Origin of the sequence: Erythrobacter sp. NAP1 (assembly GCF_000152865.1) — a bacterium.
Lineage (GTDB): Bacteria > Pseudomonadota > Alphaproteobacteria > Sphingomonadales > Sphingomonadaceae > Erythrobacter.
In genome coordinates this window covers 2,013,215-2,036,876 of sequence record NZ_CH672390.1, presented here as the reverse complement: position 1 = coordinate 2,036,876, position 23,662 = coordinate 2,013,215, and the positions used below count along the sequence as shown (strand labels likewise).

At 60.2% G+C, this 23,662-nt stretch carries 13 protein-coding genes; 10 read left to right on the top strand and 3 right to left on the bottom strand.

Annotated features, from left to right (window positions below):
- Nucleotides 1–78 precede the first annotated feature (78 nt).
- The 5 genes from NAP1_RS15945 (at nt 79) to NAP1_RS09565 (ending at nt 6,107) form a co-directional block, all read left to right on the top strand.
- Entirely contained in the window at nt 79–1,191 is a 1,113-nt protein-coding gene (locus NAP1_RS15945) for a histidine kinase (RefSeq protein WP_162013480.1), read from the top strand.
- Entirely contained in the window at nt 1,184–2,299 is a 1,116-nt protein-coding gene (locus tag NAP1_RS15940; protein ID WP_007165085.1) for a sensor histidine kinase, read from the top strand. Before NAP1_RS15945 ends, NAP1_RS15940 begins: the two co-directional genes overlap by 8 nt.
- Nucleotides 2,296–3,078 (top strand): LytTR family DNA-binding domain-containing protein, encoded by a 783-nt coding sequence (locus NAP1_RS09575; protein ID WP_007165084.1) that lies wholly within the window; start codon nt 2,296–2,298, stop codon nt 3,076–3,078. Before NAP1_RS15940 ends, NAP1_RS09575 begins: the two co-directional genes overlap by 4 nt.
- Nucleotides 3,079–3,859: 781 nt before the next feature.
- Nucleotides 3,860–5,857, top strand: a complete 1,998-nt coding sequence (locus NAP1_RS09570; protein WP_007165083.1) for a TIR domain-containing protein — start codon at nt 3,860–3,862, stop codon at nt 5,855–5,857.
- A gap of 37 nt (nt 5,858–5,894) precedes the next feature.
- Nucleotides 5,895–6,107, top strand: a complete 213-nt coding sequence (locus tag NAP1_RS09565) for a hypothetical protein (protein WP_007165082.1) — start codon at nt 5,895–5,897, stop codon at nt 6,105–6,107.
- Between the two features lie 80 nt (nt 6,108–6,187).
- On the opposite strand, the gene NAP1_RS09560 is transcribed toward NAP1_RS09565, so the two are convergent.
- Entirely contained in the window at nt 6,188–8,470 is a 2,283-nt protein-coding gene (locus tag NAP1_RS09560; protein WP_007165081.1) for a trypsin-like serine protease, read from the bottom strand.
- Between the two features lie 163 nt (nt 8,471–8,633).
- On the opposite strand from NAP1_RS09560, the gene NAP1_RS09555 reads away from it, so the two are divergent.
- From NAP1_RS09555 to NAP1_RS09540, 4 genes are all read left to right on the top strand, one after another.
- Nucleotides 8,634–10,583: a hypothetical protein gene (locus NAP1_RS09555; RefSeq protein WP_007165080.1), complete on the top strand. Its 1,950-nt coding sequence runs from the start codon at nt 8,634–8,636 to the stop codon at nt 10,581–10,583.
- A gap of 206 nt (nt 10,584–10,789) precedes the next feature.
- Entirely contained in the window at nt 10,790–12,040 is a 1,251-nt protein-coding gene (locus tag NAP1_RS09550) for a serine hydrolase (protein ID WP_007165079.1), read from the top strand.
- Complete coding sequence (locus NAP1_RS09545; RefSeq protein ID WP_007165078.1) at nt 12,037–13,470, top strand: metallophosphoesterase; 1,434 nt, start codon at nt 12,037–12,039, stop codon at nt 13,468–13,470. Before NAP1_RS09550 ends, NAP1_RS09545 begins: the two co-directional genes overlap by 4 nt.
- A complete protein-coding gene (locus tag NAP1_RS09540) occupies nt 13,467–17,303 on the top strand; it encodes a GMC family oxidoreductase N-terminal domain-containing protein (protein ID WP_007165077.1) in 3,837 nt (1,278 codons plus the stop codon). Before NAP1_RS09545 ends, NAP1_RS09540 begins: the two co-directional genes overlap by 4 nt.
- Here the strand turns inward: NAP1_RS09540 and NAP1_RS09535 are convergent, their stop codons facing one another.
- Together NAP1_RS09535 and NAP1_RS09530 are read right to left on the bottom strand one after the other, a co-directional pair.
- The gene (locus tag NAP1_RS09535; protein WP_156777239.1) at nt 17,304–18,440 is read right to left on the bottom strand and encodes a hypothetical protein; all 1,137 of its coding nucleotides are present in this window, start codon (nt 18,438–18,440) and stop codon (nt 17,304–17,306) included.
- 113 nt (nt 18,441–18,553) lie between these two features.
- Nucleotides 18,554–20,068, bottom strand: a complete 1,515-nt coding sequence (locus tag NAP1_RS09530; protein ID WP_007165075.1) for a tryptophan halogenase family protein — start codon at nt 20,066–20,068, stop codon at nt 18,554–18,556.
- A 240-nt stretch (nt 20,069–20,308) separates the two neighbouring features.
- Here NAP1_RS09530 and NAP1_RS09525 point away from each other — a divergent pair, with 240 nt between their 5' ends.
- Nucleotides 20,309–23,590: a TonB-dependent receptor gene (locus NAP1_RS09525; RefSeq protein ID WP_241761208.1), complete on the top strand. Its 3,282-nt coding sequence runs from the start codon at nt 20,309–20,311 to the stop codon at nt 23,588–23,590.
- Nucleotides 23,591–23,662 lie beyond the last annotated feature (72 nt).

The following is a 23,662-nucleotide window of genomic DNA, read 5'->3' as shown; positions in this document are numbered from 1 at the left end:
AGCCGAAGCGGGACGGTCAAAACTACGCACTTCCCAAAAGGTACTTATCGCACTATCGCCCGGCTAGCGATGGAAGACGTGCACCCACCCCTGAATTCGAGTGAGGAGCTTTGGCGCTTCCGCAGCAAGGTGTTGCTGTTCACCCTCCTTGCGATTTGCGCAGAGCTCGCTCTTCACGCGATGCGATTTCTGGGCATATGGCAAAGCGTATTCTGGGACATGTATGCACTGCGTTTCGTCGTACTGCTGTTCACCTGCGTCCTTGCGTACGTCGTCCTTGAATGGCTCGAAAGGGAGAGCCAGCTCGCGGCGATACTCGCGCTTGCGCTTGGGTTCTTTCCACTGGCGATAGGTCACGCCCACGTGATGCGAGTGCTCGGCAGTGCGTTTGGGTTAGTGCAGGGTGAGCAGGGGCCGATCGTCTTTGCTGCAGAAAGTTGGGCGCTGTTCCTGCTGCTGTGGGGTTCGGCAGTTCTTGCAAGTTTCTATCGCACTCGTCTCACGCGCGAAAAGACCCTGCGCCGGGAGGCCATCGCCACTGCGCATCGCGCGAAGATGCGAGCGTTGAGATACAGGTTGAACCCGCATTTCTTGTTCAACACTCTCAATTCAATCGGTCTGCTTGCTCTTGAAAAGCGCAAGCACGAAGCGGAGACGCTGATCAGCCGTCTTGCGACCTTCTTGCGTGCGAGCCTGCGCAAGGACGTGAGCGGGTATCATTCTCTCGCTGCAGAATTCGCACAGGCTGACGACTACTTGCAAATCGAGCAGGTCCGCTTTCCCGATCGGCTTTCGACCAAGGTCGACTTGCCGAAGCACTTGGAGAACGCTGCTGTTCCGCCGTTCCTTATTCAACCGCTAATTGAACTAGCGATCGGCGAAGGGGTGTCTCGCAGCCCAGGACCAGTCACCTTGGAGATCAGGGCCATCCGCGACAACAAGACCCTTCAGGTCGAGCTTGGCTGGCGAAGCGAGCAACTTGCAGATGATGGTCCTTCAAACTCGGTTGCCGGACTTCCAGATCTTACAAGTGTTATCTCTGAGGAATACGACTTGGCGGTTGAAAACCGGCGGGGGGGTGTACTGCTGAAATTGACGGGGACACTGCGTTACATCGTCGACGCTGAAAGCCAGGCGGCATCGAATTTGATCGGCGAATCGGCGTTAGCGACAGAGCAGGTCGATGGCTAATTCGCATACGCTTGAGACCAACGTGATTTCGCAGAGCGATCGAGCGCGTCTTCGTCAGCGTGCGCTTGTTCTCAGCCTAGCGCTGTGGGCCTTCATGATGGGACTGCTTTATTACGCGGGCACCTTCACTTCGGGAGGGCCAATCCCGCCGTTTGAATTGTGGTTGATACGTCTTGTTTGGATGGCCTCTGGCTTTGCGTTGGGGTGGCTTATCTATCGCATTCTCGAATGGAGTATGGAGCGCAGTTCGGTCGGACCGATTGTCTCCCTTGTAGTGCTTGTCTGCGTATTTGGTGCGCTCCATACCATAGCCAATTCGCTTCTCTATTTCGAATTAGCCGGGTTGTCGGCGACGCCCTTTCAAATGTTCGGCTTGGTGACTTACTGGCTTCACTTCCAACTCGCTTGGGGAGTGCTGATCCTGACTCTGGTGATGGGCGCGCAGGCGAGCGCGGAGCGGCAGGCGCGGTTGCAAGCACAGCGCGAGGCGCAAGTTGCGCAGCTCGATGCACTTACCTTTCAGGTGCATCCTCACTTTCTCTTCAACACTCTCGGAGCGGTGTCTTCGCTGGTGGGTGAAAACCAGTTCGAAAAAGGCGAGGAAATGGTGCGCAAGCTCGCGGTATTTCTCAGGCGCAGCTTTCGGCGCGAAGCGAACGACGATGTTACGCTAGAGCAGGAGTTTGAGGACCTTCGGGTCTATGTCCGGATCGAACGGATTCGTTTCGAAAAGCGCTTCGATCTAAAGTTCAGCCTTTCCGATTGTGCAAGCGATGCATTGGTTCCCGGTCTGCTTTTGCAACCACTGGTTGAAAACGCGATCAAATACGCAGTCGCACCGTCGGCTGATTTCGTTTCGCTCGAATTGGCGGCGAAGCGGATCGGAGACGATGTTGAAATTACACTCACTGATGATGGGCCAGGTGCCCCGCAAACACATGGGCTCGGCACTGGCGAGGCTAACGTCCGAAACCGACTTGTAGCGAGATTCGGCGGGCGAGTTCTGTTCTCTTCGGGCGCGCGCCCGGAACGCGGTTATCTTGTCCGTATGAGGTTTCCCTATCAGGCGAGCATTAAATCAGAGCAGGATCAGGCTCGATCAGAATGAAACCACTGCGCGTGTTCATAGCAGATGATGAGCCCCTCGCGCTTCGGCGTGTGCTTCGCTCGGTCAAGTCGGTCGACGACACTGAAATCGTAGGGACCGCATCAGACGGAAAAGAGGCGCTGGCGGTCATTGCCGCCACCAGGCCAGACCTGCTCCTGCTCGACATCATGATGCCCGGCCTGACGGGCTTCGAGCTCCTCGAACATCTCGATGAGGATCAAACACCCTCGGTGATATTTATCACCGCGTTCGACAACTTCGCTGTCGACGCTTTCGCTCAAGGGGTGGTGGATTACATTCTCAAGCCGCTCGACGACACAAGGCTCGCTCAAGCAATTGAGCGTGCGCGAGAAAGGATGGAGCTGGACGCGAACCAGGAACGCTTCGCGCAATTGCGTAGCGCACTGAGCCAAATGAACACCGACTTTTCAACCGCCATACCGTCGCCATACGAACGGGATATCTGGGTGCGAGAAAACGGGGTCGTGCGTCGCGTCAGAGTCGAGGATATCGACTGGATTGAAGCGGCCAACGACTACGTATCGCTGCATACAGCAGGCGGCCAATATCTTGCTGACGACAGCATCCGCTCGCTCGCCAAGCGCCTCAACCCTGATCAATTCTTTCAGGTACATAGAGGCGCCATAGTCAGGATCCAGGCGATCAGTGAGATCAATCGGGAGAAGTTCTCTGCGATCAGCCTGACTTTGAAGTCTGGCGCGCGAGTACGAGTAAGCAAATCGTTCAAGCGTGCGGTCTTCGACGCTCTAAAACTCTGATCAGGTTGGCATTTTAAAGACGCGCTAGCCACTCACAGGGCAAAGCGAGCCACTCACCGATTTTCGGTCAGTGCGTCGGCAACTCCTCTGCATCTTTCAGAAGGGATCAGCGGAGGGATTGATGGACGAGAAACTCACGGCGCGCGCAGGTTTGATCGGAACTTGGTTCACGAAGCCAGATCGGCACAACGCAACGTCGCCTGATACATCGTCGCGACTGACGCCGGCGCAGGCGCATTTGCGCCGAAAGCCGCTCGGCTTACTCTAGCACTGTTACCTACGGCGTCCGCTCTCGCTGCAAAACGTCCAAGACCTGCTGTTCAAGCATGGCATCGAAACTTTTCATCGGTCCTTACGGCTTTAGTGGGACAGGCTCGGCATTAAGTTCGTAGCCCACATCAAGCGCAGGCGGATCAGTAGCATGAAGAGCTACGCAGACTGGCGCGAATATGCCGATCAGGTGTTCGTAAATCCAAAGGCGAGACGCACTATCTGAGGCTGCCGCCGATCATGAATGTGAGATCTTGGCATCGAAAACCGGCAGAGAATTCTACAAATCGAACCGCTCGACTGAATTGGCCAAATACCCCATCAGCATAGTATGATCGTGTATTGGGGTGAAAGCGGCCCTGCTAAGTGCAAGCGACTTGCTAATCGACTGCCTCCACCGCCACCCTTCCTCAAGGTAGATGACGTGATGCGTCCGGTCTGCTCGCGAAGGCTGGTCATCGGCAACACCTCGCTCTAGGCTCGTCCGCGTAAGGGGTCTCTTGGAGGGGATATGGCTGGTCTCGATGCAGCAGACGAAGCGCGTCACTCGCCGCGTCCCAAACTGTTCCTGAGCTACACCCGCGCCGACATCGACCAAGCCGGCAATTTGCGCAAGATACTCGAAGCCAACGGTTTCGAGGTCTGGTGGGACCAATTGCTCGAAGGCGGCGTGAACTATCTGCCTACGACCGAAGCCGCCCTTGAAGGGGCGGATTGTGTGGTCGTCTTGTGGACCGAGCGGTCAGTCGATTCGAGCTGGGTGCGCGACGAGGCGCAACGCGGGCGGGAGCGAGGGTGCCTTGTTCCAGTCACTCTGGACGGAACGATGTCACCTCTTGGCTTCCGACAGATTCAGCTTCTGGATATGAGCAACTGGTCAGGGGCATCCGATGCGCCTGAAATCACGAAACTGGTGAACGCGATCAACGGACAGGTCGCAGCCAATGCCGGCGAAAGCGGCATGGCTGCGCCAAAGGCCTCACCCGCCCCTATTTCATCAGTATCGAGCGCGCCAGCAAAGGAAGGCGTTTCGCGCAGGGCGTTAATGACTGCGGGGGCAGGGGTCCTTGGCGCGGGGGCAGTGTTTGCAGCGTGGCAGCAGGGCCTGTTTTCGAGCGGCGATGGCGATGCTTTCCTATCGATGGCTGTCCTGCGCTTTGCCAATCTGACAGGGGGCGAGGATCAGATCTGGTTCTCCGATGGACTGTCCAACGAATTGAGGCAGGCGCTCTCTCGCAATCCTCGGCTCAGGGTCTCGGCTCCGACCTCGTCCAATGCAAGCGACGGAGACGACGATTTTGCGATCGGTCTTGCGCTGGGCGTTAGCTCGATCCTGCGCGGTAATGTGCAGCAAGTGGGCGAAACGGTTCGCATCTATGCGGAGCTGCTAGAAGTGGACGGCGGGGTGGTCCAATGGTCTGAAAGCTATGACCGCAATTTCAGCGATGTTCTGGGCTTGCAAAAGGAGATCGCCGCGGCGGTTGCCCTATCGCTCGTTGCACGCATTGCCAGCGACAGGGCGGCGCGCAGCAGCGTGGAAGAGCAGGAAGGCGTCGGCGGAACCGAAGATGTGCGCGCATACGAGGCATTCCTTCGCGGTGAGGCGCTCTATGCGTTGGGGCCGGGCGAAGAGATCAAGCGATCCGCGCTCGATCAATATGACGTAGCGATCGGTTTCGATCCTCAATACGCCGCAGCCCATGCAAGGAGGGCAAACACGCTTGCCGCTATCGCCAACTCTGCTTCCGATCCGGACGAGGTAGGCCGCCTTTTTGACCAGTCGATTGAGGCAGCGAGGCGAGCGATCGAAATTGCACCCGACTATGCCAAGGGACATCTCGCGCTCGGATATGTGTTGAATTTTGGCCGGATGGATCGCGCTGGCGCCTACCCTCACTACAAGCGCGCTGAGGAACTGGCTCCGGGCGATGCCGACACGATGCGCTCAGTCGCCACTTTCTATTCCTTTGGGAACCAGCGGGCTTTGGCGATGCAAATGATCGAGCGCGTTGTCGAGCTTGATCCGCTCAACGCATTGGCGTTTCGCAGCGCTGGCTTCGTCGCGCTTTTTGCCGGGGCTTTCGATCAGGCGATTGCCTACATGGAAAAGGCGCTCGAGCTTAATCCCAGCCTTGCCAATTCCTTTTACGCGATTGGCGCCGCCAAGCTTGCATTGGGAGATGATGTCGGCGCACGCGATGCGTTCGAGGCAGAGGCGATCGACCTCTTTGCTCTGCCCGGCCTTGCGATCGCGAGGCGACGGTTGGGTGATGAGGCAGGCGCGAGTGAGGCGTTCTCCAAGCTTGTTTCCGATTATGGCGATTCAGGGCTTTACCAACAGGCGCAGGTGCTTGCGCAATGGGGTGAAAGCGAACGCGCTCTCGCGGTGCTCACCCGCGCTTTCGACAAAGGCGATCCAGGCGTGCTGCTTACTACCAACGATCCTCTGCTTGACCCTCTGCGAGGGGAGCCGGGGCTTGATCGTTTGCTTTTGCGGCTTTCCTCGTGATAGCCGTGTCGCGGGTCGATTTTCCAAGGGGGAAATAATGAAGAAAACATACCTGACGGCATTGGTAGGCGCAGCTGCGCTTTCCCTTTCCGCCTGTGCCGGCGAAGCCACTGACGCCGCTGAAGAGACCACCGACGAAATGGCTGAAGAAGCCAGCGAGGAAATGGCCGAAGAGGGCGCTGAAGAAACTGCGGAAACTCCGGAAGCCGATCCGGTCGAGGGTAGCGGCAATCCTGTCGACCCGATGTAAACCGCGGCAGGACTGCTTATTCGAAGGCCCGGTTCAGGATCGTCTGAACCGGGCCTTTTGATTCCGACGAGGGCTGGACCTCAGGGACGGATGCCGAGCATGTCGTCCAGCCAATCCCGTGCCGCCGCGACGCGGGTGTAACGGCTGGCTTCGCCGGTTTGGCCGCAGGAGCGACCAGAACTCACCACTCCGATTACGCGCGGCCTCCGGTCTGCGTCGCTATAAGTGATCAGCGGGCCGCCGCTGTCCCCCTTGCAGGCCTGTTCGCGATTGGGGCCGGCAGCGCATAGCATCGTGTTCCATTGCTCACGCGGAAAGCGGGTGATGCCGTTGCAACGTGCCTGCGATTCCAGAAGCAGCCTCGCGCTCTGAAGCGATGCGGTGCTCGATGCATCATCAAGCTGCGTGCGTCCGAAACCGTATACGTAGACAGGCGCTCCGCGACGGATCACGCGGTCTTCGATCGTTTCGCGGTCGGTCGCGATGCTGGTGATCGAGTTGACCGGGCCGTCGCGCCGACCGGCGCGCGGATTGTAGCGAACAAGGGCAATATCGTAGGCGAAGGTTTCAGGATCATAGTCCGGGTGATCCAACACCTGCACGATTGGAAAAGAGATGCCCTGATCTTCATGCGGATCGTGAACGCCCAACCTTACCGTGTAGCCGCGACCCTCGATCAGCCCTCCATCGTCGGTCAAGCAGTGCGCCGCCGTCAGGATCCAGCCGGTTGCGATAAGCGAGCCACCGCACAGCACCCGCTGACTTTCATTGAGATCGATCCCGAAGCCTCGTTCAGGCCGCCAGATCAAGGCCTGCCAGGGCGCCGCGCCCGGCTCTAAACTCTTGCCGCCAATGACGAGATCCTGCGGCATGCAGACGGTGTCGGTATAGACCGTGCCTTCAAACTCGATCTCGCTTGTGGCGCACCGATTGCGCCTTGCTTCGCGCTCCTGCTCGGTGAGGAAAGGCTCGATCCAATCGGTATCGCCTTCCTCGATCGGAGCGGGGTAGCGAATGCCGGCCTGTGTCAACGGAGCGTCGGGATCGGTCGCGTAGGCGTTTTCGAGATCCTGACAGCTTCTGCCCCAATTCGCATCGCAAAGGCGCAGCATCAGATCGTAATGGCGAGCCATGTCGCGCTCTATAATCTCGCCTCGCTCGAGATGCTCGGCAAGCTGCGAGCATGCAAACGCGTGCTCCGCCGCGCAGCCGCGCTCGAGATAGGCGATGCCTTGGTAAATGGCGTCGGCATCGAAAGGCCCAGGGCCATCCAACACCATTTGCCCCGCCTGCGCACACGCTTCGTTGGCTCCGGCATAACAGGCGTATTCGTAATAAGCCTGGGCCAGCTCTGGGTCGTGAAGCGGCGTGTCGAAATAGCCGTAGATCTCGCCCAGCCTTGCGCATGCCGAATTGTCGCCGGATTGACAGGCATCGGACTCTATCCGCTCCTGGCGCAACGCTTTCGCCTCCCAGCACATGCGATCCGGGCTCAGGTAGCAGGCGCGATCATAGTAAGGCAGCGCTGCTTGGTTGTCGCGGTAGCCGCCGTTGGCCAAGAGTGCGACCTCGCCGCGCCGTTTGCAGGCCAATGCGTCGCCGAGCTCGCAGCCACGTTCAAAGAGTTGCACCTTGCGGGGATGGCGGGGCGTTGTTTCGTCGAGGCCGTAATAACTCCACAAGTCGGCGCAGGAGCGTGCATCGCCCCCAAAACAGCCGCGCGAGTATAGCGAGACGACCTCTTCGCGGCGTAGGTAAGCGGGGTCGGACGACGCGATCTGGTCCGCGATGTCACGGCAGGCAAGCGCGCCGCCCTTTTCGCATGCATTGCGCACGAGTTCACCCGCCCGTGCCTCGTTCTGTTCGACACCGTCACCACGGCGATAGGCGCGGGCGACTTCCGCGCAGCCATCAAGCGAGCCCAAGTCGCAGGCGCTGCTGAAAGACGCGAACGCGCGGATTCGAGGCTGCTCTAACCGTGACGCGAGAAGCAATAGCCCAAGATCGACGCAGCTTTGGGCATTACCAGCCTCGCACGCTCTATCCATTAGGATCCCCGCTATCGGGCGGTTCTGGGGCGTTCCCTCACCGTTCTCGTACGCTTTGCCGAGCTCGCCACAAGACGCGAGCTGACCCATCTCGCAGGCCTGCTGTAACGCGGCGAAGGTTGCGGCTTCATCGCGCAGCCGCTGCTCGGATTTGCCTATGGGCGCCTTGGGCGTTGAGATCCGGTCGTACTCGATCCTGTCGATAGGCGTATCGACCGGCTGCTTTAGATCGTTTCCAGATGTTTGCGCATGGGCCGCAATTGGCGCCATCGCTATCGCCGCAGCCAGCAATCCGCTTGCAATTTGTCGGTGCATTACTCGCATCCTTACCCCGCTGCAGGGCAGGCTGCGCCCAGCTCTCGGGGGTGTCAACCTGTGCGGGCTTGTGCCCGGTAATGATCGGACGGTAAGGAATGGCATGCACTTGCTCAGGCAGCGTGCATTTCGGGTGACAACAGGGGCATAAAGCGAAGCATTAATGGATCCCAAAGCGCTCGCTCCCTGGACGCCGCATCTGGCGCTCGCGATTACCGGACACCGTCCCGACAACGCTTCACTTGAAGCGAACGAGGCTGAGGTTCGAGACGTCCTTTCCGACCTCTTTGATCGCTTTGACCGCCTGCGACGCGAAGATGTCGATTCTGCGCGCGCAGTTCGACTGCATTGCCTGCTTGCGGGCGGTATTGATCAAATTGCAGCCCATCTCGCGCTTGAGCGGGATTGGTCGCTGGTTGCGCCGCTGCCATTCGGGGCCGAGCTGAACCTTGCAATCAACGCAGAGGCGAAAAGCGCCGCAGATGTGCAAGCTCTCGCAAAGGGCGAACGTCCTGGCGATGCTGAGGTCGAAGCCCGGGCTGCCGCTATACGCGACCTCATGGACCGGGCGCATGTGTTCGAGATCGCAGATCGCGATGACGAGATACGCAATGTCTTGGAGCAAACGCTCGACGATCCCGCCGACAAGGGTGCAGCGCATCGGTTTGCTGCGCTTGCATCAGACAACGTCGCTTTGGCGGGCCGCGTGATGATCGAGCGATGTGACCTCCTGATCGCGGTCTGGGACGGCAAGATGACCGACCTGCCAGGAGGCACGGGGCACACAGTACTTCACGCGCTGGAGCAGGGCACGCCGGTTTTGGTGATCGACCCTGCAAAGCCGCGCAGGTGGTCGATCCTGGTTCGGCCCGAGGAACTTGGTCATCGCGGGGCTGATCGTGGCGGTCCCGACAGGGACCGGCTGGACGCGCATATCCGAAGTGCGCTCGGCCTCGACGGTGAAAGCATGGACGCGCTTGACCGCGAGAAGTGGCGGCGCAAGCCCGGTTTCGCATTCGGGTTCTATCGCAAGATCGAAGCGCTGTTCGGAGGGCGTTCCGTCAAATCGGGCACTACCAAGGCCGCTTACGAATCTCCTGAAGCGATCGCGGACGGATCAGCTTCGGCGGTTCTCGATGCAACGCGAGGACTGCTCGGGGAAGACCAGCATCTGCATCGCCGCTTGCGCGACAGCCTGCTGCCCATGTTTGCGTGGGCTGACGGGGTGTCGAGCCGATTGTCCGATGCCTATCGCAGCGGGATGTCGGTCAACTTCATCCTCTCGGCGCTCGCGATCATTGCCGGGATTGCTTACCTGCCGTTCGACCTCGCCAAGTATAAATGGATATTCGCATCGACCGAGCTGGTTCTGCTCGTGCTCATTCTCGCAATCACCTACGCAGGATCACGCCGAGCCTGGCATCGGCGCTGGTTCGAGACGCGCCGCGTCGCTGAATATCTGCGCTTTGCACCCGGTATCCTGATGATGGGTGTCTCGCGCCCGATCGCGCGCTGGCCGAGAGGCGAGACGGCGCAATGGCCCGAGCGCTTTGTCAGAGACGCCCTGCGCGATGCAGGACTGCCCGAAGCCCGTGTCGATCGCGATTATCTTCGCCGTGTCCTCTCAGACGTCGTGCTTCCGCACGTACAGGGTCAGCGCCAATACCATGCGGCCAAGGCCGAGCAGCTGCACCGGGTGCACCATCGGATAGACAAGACCGCTGAATGGGGTTTTCTCGCCGCGGTGTTCTCGGTCTCGGTCTATCTGCTCCTCGAATTGGGCGCGTTGACCGGCGTTCTTCCTCGGGACTGGCCCTACGCCACGGCCAAGGTTTTCACCTTCCTCGGAGTGGCATTTCCCACTATCGGCGCGAACCTTGCCGGTATCCGCTATTTTGGCGATTTCGAGCGCTTTTCCTCGATTTCCCGCGTGACGGCCGCGAAACTGGGCGATGTTGAGGAGCGGATCAAGCTGCTCCTCGATGGCAACGAGCAGCGCCTTACCTACCATGTGACCTCTGACCTCGTGCGCGCGATCGACGATATCGTGGTGGAGGAAATTGAGAGCTGGCAGGCGGTCTACGGAGCCAAGCATCTCGCGCTGCCCGCCTAACGGATTGCGTCAAACAATACTTGTCTGCCGAGAACAGAATTATGCTGAAAATTGGGCTTTAATGTATTCGGCAAGTAAATTGCGGCTGACTTTTCAGGTCGAATAGATCGGTTCGGTAAACGCCCCTAACTCGCAATTAACCATTCTCCCCTAGCCCTGTTCACGAGGCGCGAGGCGTTCTGTCATCGCGAAAACGGGGACGCATTATGCATTTATCAAGCAGCCCGTTTCTGCACGCCGATGTGCAGGGCGGTGATTTGCGGGCGGGGATCGGCGGTTTCGTGGCCGATGGGTTTGAGCCTGTTGCCCACGCTTTCGAAGCATCAATCATCTCGGGAAGCGCCTTGGGCGCAGCTTGCACGATCATGCACCGCGGCGAACCTGTGGTCGATCTTCAGGGCGGCTGGAAAAGCGTCGAGCGAGCGCGGCCATGGACCAATGACACGGTCGCACTGGTTTACTCACTCACCAAAGGTCTGACCGGCATTGCTGCCGCCGTGGCCGTATCGCGTGGTCTGTTTTCCTATAACGAACCGGTCGCCGATATCTGGCCCGAATTTGCAGCCAATGGCAAAGGGGCGGTGACGGTCGGCGAGGCATTGTCCGAGCAGGCTGGCCTTGCCGCGATAGACTACAAGCTGACGGTCGAACGTCTCGGCGATGAAGAGGCGATTTGTGCCGCGATAGCGCGTCAGAAACCAAATTGGACGCCAGGCGACCATTCGGGGAACCACGCCTACACTTTGGGCTGGATCGCCAGCGAACTGATCCACCGCCGCGATCCTCAGGGACGCCGACTGCCTGAGTTCTTCAACGAAGAGATCGCACAGCCGCTCGGTGCTGACGTTTTTGTGGGGCTGCCTGAGGATTTCGACCGGCGTCGCATCGCGCGGATCGAAGGGTTCGGGATGCAGGACCTCTTCATCCATCACACCACGATGCCCTGGCCGCTCACCTTTAAGATGTGCCTGCCGGGAACGCTCGCTTTCCGCACGCTCAACAATCCGCTGGTGCTCGAAGGGCCCGGCGCGCTCGATAACGAAGCGTTCTGGCGCGTCGGGCAGGGGGCGGCTGGCGGCATGGCGTCGGCGCGCGGTCTCGCGACGCTCTACGATGCGTTTGCGCAAGGCGGCGACATGCTGGGGGTCACGCCTGAAGTCATGGCAACGCTCAAGCAGGGGCATCCATACCCTCGCAAGGGTCTGAAGGACCAGATCCTGACCGCCGACATGTACTATTCCTACGGTTTCGAAAAACCGTTCAGCGAGTGGGAGTTCGCCCGTACGCGCAGCGCCTTTGGCAGCTTTGCAGTCGGTGGCTCGCTGGCCTTTTGCGACCCCGAAGACGGGGTCTCCTACGCATGGATCACCAACCAGCTTGGCACCGGAAAATGGGACGACCCGCGCGAGAAGATCGTTCGCGACGCCTTCTACGCATGTCTGGAGAACACGAAATGAGCATTCGTCACGTCGTCCTTTCGGACATCCACCTCGGCGCGCGCGATAGCCTGTTGACCCATGTCGATGTCACCGGCGCGATTGCCGATGGCCCGTCAGACGTTCTGCGCGCCTTTGCCGCTACGATCGGCGAGACCATGCAAGGCGAAAAGCCGCAGCTTGTGTTGCTTGGCGATGCGCTCGACCTTGGTCTTTCCCCATTCGGGGATGTGTCGAAGAGCTTCCTGCAATTGCTCGACGCTTTCTTTCCCAAGGATGGGCCCGAGCTGTTCCAGCGCGAGATCATCTACATTGCAGGCAATCACGACCATCACCTGTGGCGCATGGCGCAGGATCACGGCTTCGTGACCGCGCTCCAGAGCGGCGAACTGCCGGGTGACCTTGAAGCAGTCACGACGATCTTCGGTACGCCGCGCCATCGTTGCCGCCTGATGGAATCGCTGATCGCGCACCGTCCGCATCTGGAGGGCGCTTCGGTCAGGATTGCCTATCCGAACTGGGGTCTGTCGGACCGTGAGAGCGGACGCGCGGTGGTCATGCATCACGGCCATTACCTTGACGGCATGTACCGGTCGCTCTCGAATGTGCGCGGCTTCCTCGAAGATAGCGATGCGCGCCCTTCGACCATGCGCCAGCTGGAACAGGAAAACGGTCCGTGGATCGACTTCCTGTGGTCCGATCTGGGAAGTGCTGGCGATGTCGGCGGCGAGGTCGGCTCTCTTTACGAAACCATGTTGAGCGCTGGCGCGAGCCACGATTTCGCAGAGGGTCTCGCGCGCCGGATCACGGGCGGTCTCCATGCCAAAATGGGCATCAATCCCAAGATGCCGCTCAAATACGGGGTCACCCTCGACAACCTAATTCGTGCAGGCATCGACATCACCGCGGGTCGCACCGCAGAGCGTCAGCGCGATGGCTACGGCCACGTGCTCGGAGCAGACGAGGTCGACGATCTTGACTGGTACATCGGCACCCCGCTCGCAAAAGCGATGGAGGACGAGCTACCTGGCCGCCCGCGCGAGCTTTCCTTCATTTTCGGGCACACCCACAAGCCGTTTCAGGACGAGCTCAAGGTCGACGGCTTCGACCTGCCCGTCGCGGTCTTCAACACCGGAGGCTGGGTGCTTGATGAGCCGACCCTGATGCCGGTGCAGGGTTGTGCAGCGATGCTGGTGTCCGACACGCTCGAAGTCGCATCCTTGCGGCTGTTCAATGATCCCACCGACGGCACCATCGCCCCTGTGCGGGTCGAGGGAAGCGGCCGCATCAGCCGCCTCGTCGACGATGCATCGCAGGCCGTGGACCGCGCTTCAGCAAGCTGGGCCGACTTTTCGCGCCTCGTCCACGCCCGCATCATCGAAGAGGCGGAAAAGCGCACCCGTCTGTTGCTCGATCGCTCCAACGCACAGCTGCGGGAGGCAGCAGAATGACCAAGGCAGTTCCAAATTACGGCCAGAAACGTATCGCCAAACCGCTTGCCGAGGCGAAATCGCATTACACCGTCCTCGTCGTCGGCTCTGGCTATGGCGCAGGCGTCGCAGCCTCGCGCCTTGCGCGGGCGGGACAGGATGTGTGCGTGCTTGAGCGCGGCAAGGAGATCCTCCCCGGTGAATATCCGAACAAGCTCGAAGACGCGCAGGGCGCTATGCAGTTCAACGCAAAAGGTGGTCGGATCGGTTCGCCTGATGCTCTTTTCGAAGTCCACGTGAACGATGACCAATACGCGCTCGTCGGCTGCGGGCTTGGTGGAACATCGCTGATCAACGCCAACGTCTCGCTCGAACTCGACAAACGCCTGCTCGACCAGGCGCATTGGCCGGCGGCTTTCCGCGAGGACCCCCATGCAATCGACGTCTATTACGAACGCGCGCGCGAGATGCTTTCGCCTAATCCTTACCCGGATACCTACCCCGCGCTCGGCAAGCTCGATGCGCTGGAGCATTCGGCCAAGGCGATGGGCAAGCGCTTCTACAAGACGCCGATCAACGTCACGTTTGAGGACAAGACCAACAAGTTCGGCGTGCCTCAGCCTGCCTGCACCAATTGCGGCGATTGCACATCGGGCTGCAATGTCGGCGCGAAGAATACCACGCTGATGAATTACCTGCCCGATGCGGCAAATCACGGCGCTGAAATCTTGACGCAGGCCAAGGTGCTGTGGATCGAGCGCGATGGCGAGCAATGGCGCGTCCATGTCGAACACAACGCGGAAGGTTCGACCGGCGAGGTAACGTCGATCACTGCCGAGCATGTTGTGCTGGGCGCAGGCGCTATCGGGTCGACCGAGATATTGCTGCGTTCGCGCGAGAAGGGGCTTTCGCTCTCCGATCATCTCGGCAAGCGTTTCTCGGGCAACGGCGATGCGCTCGGCTTTGCCTATGACAGCTATTACAAGACCCGGAAGGACGGCGACGTCGTCACCGCTCAGCCGATCTATGCGCTGGGCGTCGGCACGAATGACGTGAGCCAAGAAGCCTATCCCGGCCCTTGCATCACCGGCATTATCGACATGCGCGATGCAGAGGATGTGACGCAAGGCCTTGTGATCGAAGAGGGCGCTGCTCCCGGTATTATCGCGGCCGCTCTCGGTCCTGCGTTCTTCTTCGGAGAGGCGCTGGCCGATGGCTTCACGCGCTTCGGCTTCGATCAGGTGAAACCACGCCTGCTCGACGCAAAAGCGATGGGCGAGGCGGTGCAGACCGATCCGGGCAGCATCGCTGACTGGGCCTACAAGGGCCCGATGTCGCGCACGCAGACCTATCTCGTAATGAGCGTCGACGACACGGGCGGCTCGCTCGCTCTCGAAGACGACCGCATTACGATCAACTGGGCACATGCCGGCGAGCAGCAGACCTTCCGCCACGACGATGACAAGATGCGTGAGGCGGCGGAGGCCATCGAGGCGCAGTATTTCTCCGATCCGCTCTGGTCGGACAAGCTTGGCCGCAAGCTCATCACCGTCCACCCAATCGGTGGATGCGGCATGGGCGATGATGCGTCCTCCGGCGTCGTCGATGACACCTGCCGCGTCTTCGCGGGCGCTGATGGTCGCGAGGTTCATCACGGGCTCTATGTCTGCGACGGAGCGGCGCTTCCGGGCGCCGTGGGCGTAAACCCGCTGCTGACGATCACCGCCGTGGCTGAGCGTGCTGTCGAAAAAATGGCAAAGCGCGAAGGCTGGACCATCGACTATGCGCTAGGTAAGGAATCCGCACTGCCGCCGCCGGTGACTGAAGAAGAGGAGATTAGCGAACACAAGCCGCTGCCTCATCACGAACACCTCAAGCTCGGCATCGCGAAGTGGGTGGCAGGTCATGCGATCGGGCCGGTCGCCGATGCCGTGACAAAAGCGGGCAAGCACTTCGAAGACGGTGCGATCGAAGAGGGCAAGGCCGCGATCCGCAAACTGGTGAAGGACCATCCGGAAGCGATGAGCCCTGGTCTTTCCTTCACAGAAACGATGTCGGGGCACATCAGCGCAACCGGCTGCCACCATCGCCCGTACGGCCATGTCGAGCGTATTCGCGACGACTATGCCAATGGCGCGGCATGGGGCGAGGCCGAGGGCGGCGAGTGCCGCTTCAAGCTGACTGTCACCACCGAAAACCTGCACCGCATGATCGAGGAACGCGAACATCGCTCAAAGATCACTGGCGAGGTGCTTGTGAGCGCGATCGCTCCTGACCCCTTGCCGGTGCGCGAAGGCACTTTCCGCCTGCTGGTTGCCGATCCCGACAAGGCGGAGAGCTGGAAAATGCTCTACGACATGGTGCTGGAGGGTCCGGACGGACCGATCCTCTTCCACGGCTTCAAAACGCTGGAACAGCGCGGCTCGGGCACTAGCAAGTCCGATCCCTGGACCGACCTGACCACGCTGTTCGTGACACTGCGTCATGGAATGGATGAAAGCGGCGATTTGATCGGGCGCGGGGTGCTCAAGCTGGGCATCGACGAATTCATGCGTCAGCTTACGACCATCACCGTCCATGATGCAGATACGCTGGTCGGCCACATCGTCGGGCTGATCCCGCGTGCGAAGAAGGCGGTCGAGACATTCTTCGTCGCGAAATACGCCGGGTTCTTCGCGATGACGGTGTTCCGCGCATATGGCGGCATGCTGGCGACGCTCAACGACTTCGCAAAGTCGGACGCAGCCGAGCTCAAGCTGCGTAACCTACGCTTGCCGAGCGCCGAGCGACATATCGTTCCAACCGGCGACGGCGTGAATATCGGCCTTACCCGCTATCGCGGCGGCTCGCGGGGGCCGATTGTGCTCGCGCCCGGTTTCTCGGTGCGCGCATCGAGCTTTGCGACGCCGACGGTCGATGAAAACCTCAGCGAAAGCCTTGTCGCGCAAGGATACGACGTGTGGCTGTTCGACTACCGCGCGAGCGCAGATTCCGGCAACGACACCGAGCATCCGCCCGAGTTCAACATCGACGATATCGCGCGCTACGACTGGCCCGCGGCTGTTGCAAAGATCCGCGATGTTACTGGCGCTGCCGACGTGCAGGCGCTCGCTCACTGCGTCGGCTCAATGAGCCTGCTGATGGGCATCGGTGCGGGCTGGGTGAGCCACGTGCGCTCGCTCATCAGTTCGCAGCTGACGCTTCACCCTGTGACCGACTGGCTCAACTACATGAAGGCCGATCTGGGTATCGCTGGAGCGCTGGGAGAGATCTCCCTGCTCGACGGGCACATGGACTTCGTGAGCCAGGGGACCGAGGCAGACTACGAGATCGACGCGGTTGCCTATCAGTTGCCCGTGCCGGAGGGCCAGGAGTGCAAGAACCCGACTTGTCGTCGTGTCTTTGGCACCTTTGGCCCAAGTTGGGATCATCGCCAGCTTGGCCATGACACGCACCTCGCTTTGGGTAGCATGTTCAGCCGCGTGTCGCTTTCACCGTTCAAACACCTGGGCGATATCATGCACAAGGGGCTGGCGGTGAACGCCGACGGCAAGGCTATCTACACCGACGAAGACGCCGCGCGGCGTCTCGCGCTGCCGATCACCTTCCTGTCAGGCGCGACCAACCAGATCTTCTATCCCGAAAGCGGACAGCGCACGCGCGTCTGGCTGACCGAGCACAATGGCAGCGAGCTTTATCGCCAGCGTATTGTGCCCGATTACGGCCACATGGACCTCTTCATCGGTCGCAATGCGAGCCGCGATGTGATGCCGCTTTTGCTTGAGGAGCTTGAACGCCTCGACCGGATGACCGGATCGGGAGATCTGACAGGCGAAGCGCGCAGGATCGCCTGATTACTGCCCGCTGCCCGTCTTGAAGACATAGACAGGGCCGAGGTCGACTTCCTGCGCGGTCCCGCCGAAATAGACCTCAAGCTCGGCGCCGCCTGCGCCGTAGTCGCGCGGGGCCTTGGTCTCGATCCGGATGAGTTGCCAGTTGGAGCCGATCCGGAAGCGGTTCGAGGCGAAGCTTTCGAACGGGGGCAGGGTGCCCTGAATGCGCGTGGCTGCGACTGCCTTGCCGTCTTCGGTGCTGGCGCTGACAGTGCGAGCGGCGATTGCGATCAGGAGGTCGTCGCCTTCCTTGATCGTCCGGGTGATCGGGATTGTCGCGGCGATATCGGTCAGCTGCGATGCCGGATCATCGACCGCGAACCGCGTGGCGCGCATCATCCAGATTTCGTTTTCGGCGCGATTTTCGAAAGTCCCGGTCGAACCACCGAACTTCCATGCCGACTGGCTTGGGTCGTTGATAAGAAGACCAGCGTCCTCGAGCGCTTCGGGCATTTCGAGTTCGGGGATTTCGTAGACCACCGGGGCGAGCGTCGCAGGGCCAGTCGCCGCGATGGTCTCAGCGCCGGTCACGACGATCGCCTGGCCGATCTCGATCGTCTGGCGTGTGCGACCGAATTGCAGCGCGATAATGCCGTCGCTCGATCGAAGGCGCTGTTCGGCACTGGCGGTGACTTCGTACCATTCCCAGTCATTGCCGATGCTCAGCGTCTCCTCGCCGAAACCGGGAAACGGCTCGACGTTGCGTTGGAAACGGACCCGCACGACACCGCGACCATCGTCGGTGTCGGCGGAAATGGTGCGGGCATAAAAGCCGACAGTCACTGTATCGCCTCGCGAAACGCTTTCGGTCAGCGGGATGTTGGTCCCGGCAGTGTAGATGAACTCCGCTGCACGGGTGACCTCGAAACGACGCGCCGCGCCGCCGCCAGGAATGCTCTCGTCAACCACTGAAGACGCGTTGAGATCAGCGCCGTAGCTTTGCCAGTCTATGCGCGAGGGATCGTTCACGAGGTCGCCCGGCAATTGCGCGTCGAGCGCAGCAACCTCATCTTCACTCTGGGCGGTCGCGATCTGCGGCGAGGCGATCCATGCAAGCCCCATCAGGACTGCCATAATCCGGTTGGTTTGCTTTCTCATGCTTCTTCTCCGTGTCCGCCTTTCCTTACGGACGATCCTGTCAATATTGATAACGCTAACAACAAGGAATGCAAAAATTTGCAGGCGATTGCGTGGGTTACGTCTGGTGCTGGTCAGGCAGCCTTGGCAGGGCAGTAGCGCGAGAGATATTCGCCGTGGCCAGGCATGTGCTGGATGAGGAAACGGATGGACTGCTCCATCTCGTCGATCTCCTTGCGCGTCGAGGCCGGGTCGAGCGAATCCGCCATCGCGTTGTGGCCCGTCATCGCGATGCCTTGTCCCATCATCACTGCTGCCCAGCTGGTCTCGGTGAAGAGCTCGTCCTCCTCGCGGAAGATCTGCCCATTCGCCTTGAACAGCTCGACTTTTTCGGTGAGCGTTTCGGGCACGTCCATCGTGCGCACATAGTTCCAGAAGCCGGAATCGTCGCGGCTGGTGGCGTTGTAGTGCAGGATCAGAAAGTCGCGGATGCGGGCATATTCGCGGCCCGTCAGCCGGTTGAACGTGTCTTCCTGCGTCTGCGTCACTCCGTCCAGCGACAGAAGCGAAAGAAGCTTGTCCACCCCGGTGTTGATGAGGTGGATAGATGTCGATTCCAGCGGCTCCATGAAACCCGCCGAGAGGCCGAGCGCTACTACATTCTTGTTCCAGAACTTCTTGCGGCGACCCGTCGTAAAGCGCAGGAAATTTGGATCTGCCTGAGGTTTGCCCGCTATGTTGCCCAGCAGGATATCAAGCGCCTCCTGGTCTTCCATGAATTCGCTGCAATAGACATGGCCGTTGCCGTTGCGGTGCTGCAGCGGAACCTGCCACTGCCAGCCCGCACTGTGCGCCGTCGCCCGGGTGAAAGGCGGGGGAGGGCTGCCATCATCGCGCCCGCAAGGCAGCGCGACTGCGCGGTTGCAAGGTAGCCAGTGAGTCCAGTCTTCATAGCCTGTCCCAAGCGCCTGCTCGATCAGCAGACCACGGAAACCCGAGCAATCGATGAAGAGATCGCCGTCGATCTTGCGCCCATCGTCGAGCGTGACGCCGGTGACGAAGCCCGTTTCGCCATCGAGCGATACGTCATCGACCCTGCCTTCCTGGCGCACCACGCCGCGCTTCTCTGCGTAACCGCGAAGGAAGGCGGCATATTTGCCCGCGTCGAGGTGATAGGCGTAATTAATCGGCGGCAGGTCGTCGCGCTGCTTCTGGTAGTCCTCACTGCGCATAAACTTGCCGAAATAGGCAGCCATCGTTTCGACGTTGAAGACCTGGATCGGACGGTTGTCGCCCTCTTTCGCAAGCTTGTGCCAGACATGATGGAAGGAAATGCCTCCCATCGTGTAGCCGTACGCGCCGAAGGGGTGAATGTAGCTGTCGCCACGCTTGCCCCAGTTCTCAAACTGGATGCCAAGCTTGAAAGTGCCCTGAACGTTGGACAGCAATTCGCTCTCTGGAATGCCCAGCAGATCATTGAAGCCAACGAAGGGCGGAATGGTCGCTTCCCCCACGCCCACGGTTCCGATCTGCTCCGACTCGATCAAGGTGATGTCGAGCGTGCGACCTGACTTCAGACGAGACAAGGCTGCCGCCGCCATCCAGCCCGCGGTCCCGCCGCCGACGATCACTATGTGTTGAATTGCCATGTGTTCCTCTATCCCCAGACCGGCAGCGTAACAGACCTTTCGCGCCCCTGCCAAATACCACGCTGTGGCATGATGGCCACATCAATTATGAACGATTTGTTGCAAGCCTTGTGAACGCTAACAAAATGAGGTAGCCCTCTGTCAATCGAATTGTCGGCACAAAGCCCGCATGCGATTTTTCGGAGGGGATACCTAGTAATGAACACCGGTCGAATTGCGCCCAAAGGGCGTCTTTTTGCATTGAGCACCGCTTCCGGCCTCGCCATCTCGATGGCGGCAGCGATGCCAGCCTATGCTCAGGACAACGACGCTGACGAGGACGAACAGGTCGCGTCCGAAACGGCGGATACCGAAAATGTCATTATCGTTTCAGGCTTCCGCGCCTCGCTGGAAAACGCGCAGAACATCAAGCGCGACTCCGACACCTTTGTCGATGCGGTGACCGCAGAAGACATCGGCGCGCTGCCCGACCGCTCGGTTGCAGAGACGCTTCAGCGGATCCCCGGCGTCAACATTGGCCGGTTCGAAAAGACTTCCGACCCCGACCGTTTCTCGGTCGAAGGTACCGGCGTCATCATTCGCGGCCTTCCGTTTGTGCGCTCCGAGCTCAATGGCCGCGACATCTTCTCCGCGACCGGCGGCCGCGTGCTTAGCTTCAACGACGTTTCACCTGAGCTTCTTGGCCGCGTGGAGGTGTTCAAGAACGTCACCGCCGACATGGTCGATGGCGGTATCGCCGGTACTGTCAACCTCGTCACCCGCAAGCCTCTCGACAACCGCGGTACGCGCCTTGCCGGTACGATCGAAGCCAACGTTGGAGATCTTGCCGAAGAAGTCTCGCCAGGTTTCTCCTTCCTTGGCTCGACGACTTACGAAAGCGATGCAGGCTCTGTCGGTCTGCAGTTCGGCTATGCGCGCTCTGAACTGATCAGCCGCACCGATGCCTCGCAGGTCACTGACCCATGCTTCCGAGCCGATACGCTGGATGGCCCATGTTTCCGTACCACTGCGGTCTCGTCAGATGGCGTCGGCGATCCGACGGGCTTTGACGCATCGAATTTCCCTCCGGCAAACACCGTCGTGGTGCCCAAGGGTGCAGGTGTTCGCACGACCGAACTCGAGCGCGATCGCGAGGCGTTCAATGCTGTCGTTCAGTATGAAAGCCCGAACCGCGATTTCCTCGTAACGGTCGAGTGGCTGCGTGCTGAGACATCGTTCTTCACCGACGAGAACGCACTTCTCGCGCTCGTCAACGACGATGCGCTGTTCCCGGTCGAAGCTCCAGGCAGCACTTGGCAGTTCGACAGCAATGGCGTCTTCCAGAGCGGTGTGCTGAGCCAGCGCGTTGGCGATGCTTATGCCAACCCGTTTGGTCGTGGCGGCATCCCGCTTGAGTCCCTCCGCTTCCAGCGTGAGACGCAGGCCAGCACGCAGGACTTCTCGATCGACGTCGACTGGGAGGTCACGGATCGTTTCCGCGTCAATATCGAAGCGCAGCGTATCGAAAGCGATCTTCGCCAAGATTCGATCATTGGCGTGATGAACAGCTGGGCAAACATCGGTCTCGACCTCACCGGCGAGACGCCGCAAGTCAGCTTCCTTGCGCCTCCGGGAGCCCCTTCGGATTACTTCACCAGCGGAGCAAACACCTATTACTGGTTCCTGCTCGACTCGCTTGCGCAGAACGAAGGTGACCTCGAAAGCGTCCGCTTCGACGCCGAGTATGACATCAGCGACGACGGCTTCTTCAAGAGCGCCCGCTTCGGTGCGCGCTGGGCAGAGCGTGAGCGCATCACCCGCGACACCAACTTCAGCACCTGGGGCAACCTGTCGGCTCCTTGGGCAGGCCGTGCCGGTTGTGCGCCGTGGGGCGCAGGCCCGGGTTGCGGCGCAAGCGGCCCCGGACCTTTCGGCAACGGATTTATTCCGGGCCGTTTCTTCACCGGTCTTCCCGGCCAGGAATTTGCGATTGCCGGCGGCGCCTATGTGGACGATTTCCCGGCGTTCTCGAACTATCGCACTCCGTTCGGTGACGGCTTCCAGCGCGGAAATGCGCCAACCCCGATTGAGGGCGGTGGTGCTTTCTTCTTTGGCGGTGACGACTTCCTTGGTGAATACCTTTCGGGAGACTCGGCGCGTCAGGCTCGCGAGATCAACACCTTCTCGCAAACCCCTAACCCGTTCTTCGGTGTTCAGGGCCGCTCGTTCACCGACATCGCAGGCAATGTCACCGCATGTGATCCCTTCTGCCCGCCCGAAGTTTCGGACGTCGCAGAAGTTACCCGCGCGGCCTATGGCCGGATCGACTTTGGTTCCGACTTCGACAATGGCTGGAACCTCGAGGGCAACTTCGGCTTGCGTTATGTCGAGACCGAGGTTCGCACCGGCGGCCTGATCGGCTTCCCGAGCCCGTTCGGCTTCGATGATCCCAGTGTGACCAACGGTCAGGGCAACGGCGATGGCATCGTCCAGGTGGCGGAGATCGACGCTTCGTGCGGCCGCACACCTCCCGGTCAGACGCTGCCGGGCTTCTGCGGTCTTTCCGATGCTCGCAAGGCCGAGTTCGCTGCCGCGTTCACGGGCGACCTTATCGTCGATGATCGCGACATCACCTTCGATCACTGGTTGCCCAGCTTCAATGCGCGCCTCGATGTGGGAGGCGGGCTGTTGTTCCGTGCTGCGGTTTCGAAGGGCATTTCGCGGCCAGACTTGCAGCTGTTCCGCTCGGGCGGGACAATCGCGGACAATACCGGCGATCTGCAGGCCGAGGGCACTTTGGGAACAGGCCCGCTGTTCCAGCTGTTCACCGGCAACCGCAACGTTCGACCGGTCGAATCGTGGAACTACGACCTATCGGTCGAGTGGTACTTCGACGATGTCGGCTCGCTCACGCTTTCGGGCTTCGTCAAGGACATCGAGGGCATCGTCAATTCGGGCATCGACACGGTCGATTTCATCGCGCCGAGCGGGAACCTGACCGTTCCGGTCGAGGTCAACGGACCGGTCAATGCCGAAGGCGGAACGCTCAAGGGCTTCGAGGTCGGTTACCAGCAGGTCTACGACTTCCTGCCGGGTATCCTGAGTGGCTTGGGCCTTGCTGGTACCTACACCTACATCGATGGCGGATCGTTCTCGAACGCCGACATTGCTGGCAACACCGGCCCATTCTCCTCAAGCCAGCCTCTGGCAGGCATCTCGGAGCATACGGTCAACGCCACGATCTTCTACGAGAAGGACTGGCTGTCCATGCGCGCCGCGTACAATTGGCGCTCTGACTTCCTGATCACGCCGCGAGACGACATCTTCCCGTTCTCGCCGGTATTTCAGGAGGATACGGGACAGCTCGATGCGTCGATCTTTGTATCGGTCACCGATTACCTCAAGCTCGGCGTGCAAGGTGTGAACCTGCTCGACGAAGTTACCGTGACCAGCCAGGTTATCGACTTCGACGGCACACGCATCACGCGTTCGGCGTTCCGCAACGACCGCCGCTTCACGTTCCTTGCCCGCTTCGACTTCTAGGGGATCTGTCGAAGCAATCGAAACCTCGAGTTAGTGTATCGGGTAAGGGCAAGAGGGGGCTTTGCTTGAGGG

Excerpts from the sequence above, each read along its gene's own strand:
- NAP1_RS15940 (WP_007165085.1), top strand. The coding sequence starts at position 1,184 with ATGGCTAATTCGCATACGCTTGAGACCAACGTGATTTCGCAGAGCGAT.
- NAP1_RS09575 (WP_007165084.1), top strand. The coding sequence starts at position 2,296 with ATGAAACCACTGCGCGTGTTCATAGCAGATGATGAGCCCCTCGCGCTT.
- NAP1_RS09570 (WP_007165083.1), top strand. The coding sequence starts at position 3,860 with ATGGCTGGTCTCGATGCAGCAGACGAAGCGCGTCACTCGCCGCGTCCC.
- NAP1_RS09565 (WP_007165082.1), top strand. The coding sequence starts at position 5,895 with ATGAAGAAAACATACCTGACGGCATTGGTAGGCGCAGCTGCGCTTTCC.
- NAP1_RS09560 (WP_007165081.1), bottom strand. The coding sequence starts at position 8,470 with ATGCACCGACAAATTGCAAGCGGATTGCTGGCTGCGGCGATAGCGATG.
- NAP1_RS09555 (WP_007165080.1), top strand. The coding sequence starts at position 8,634 with ATGGATCCCAAAGCGCTCGCTCCCTGGACGCCGCATCTGGCGCTCGCG.
- NAP1_RS09550 (WP_007165079.1), top strand. The coding sequence starts at position 10,790 with ATGCATTTATCAAGCAGCCCGTTTCTGCACGCCGATGTGCAGGGCGGT.
- NAP1_RS09545 (WP_007165078.1), top strand. The coding sequence starts at position 12,037 with ATGAGCATTCGTCACGTCGTCCTTTCGGACATCCACCTCGGCGCGCGC.
- NAP1_RS09540 (WP_007165077.1), top strand. The coding sequence starts at position 13,467 with ATGACCAAGGCAGTTCCAAATTACGGCCAGAAACGTATCGCCAAACCG.
- NAP1_RS09535 (WP_156777239.1), bottom strand. The coding sequence starts at position 18,440 with ATGAGAAAGCAAACCAACCGGATTATGGCAGTCCTGATGGGGCTTGCA.
- NAP1_RS09530 (WP_007165075.1), bottom strand. The coding sequence starts at position 20,068 with ATGGCAATTCAACACATAGTGATCGTCGGCGGCGGGACCGCGGGCTGG.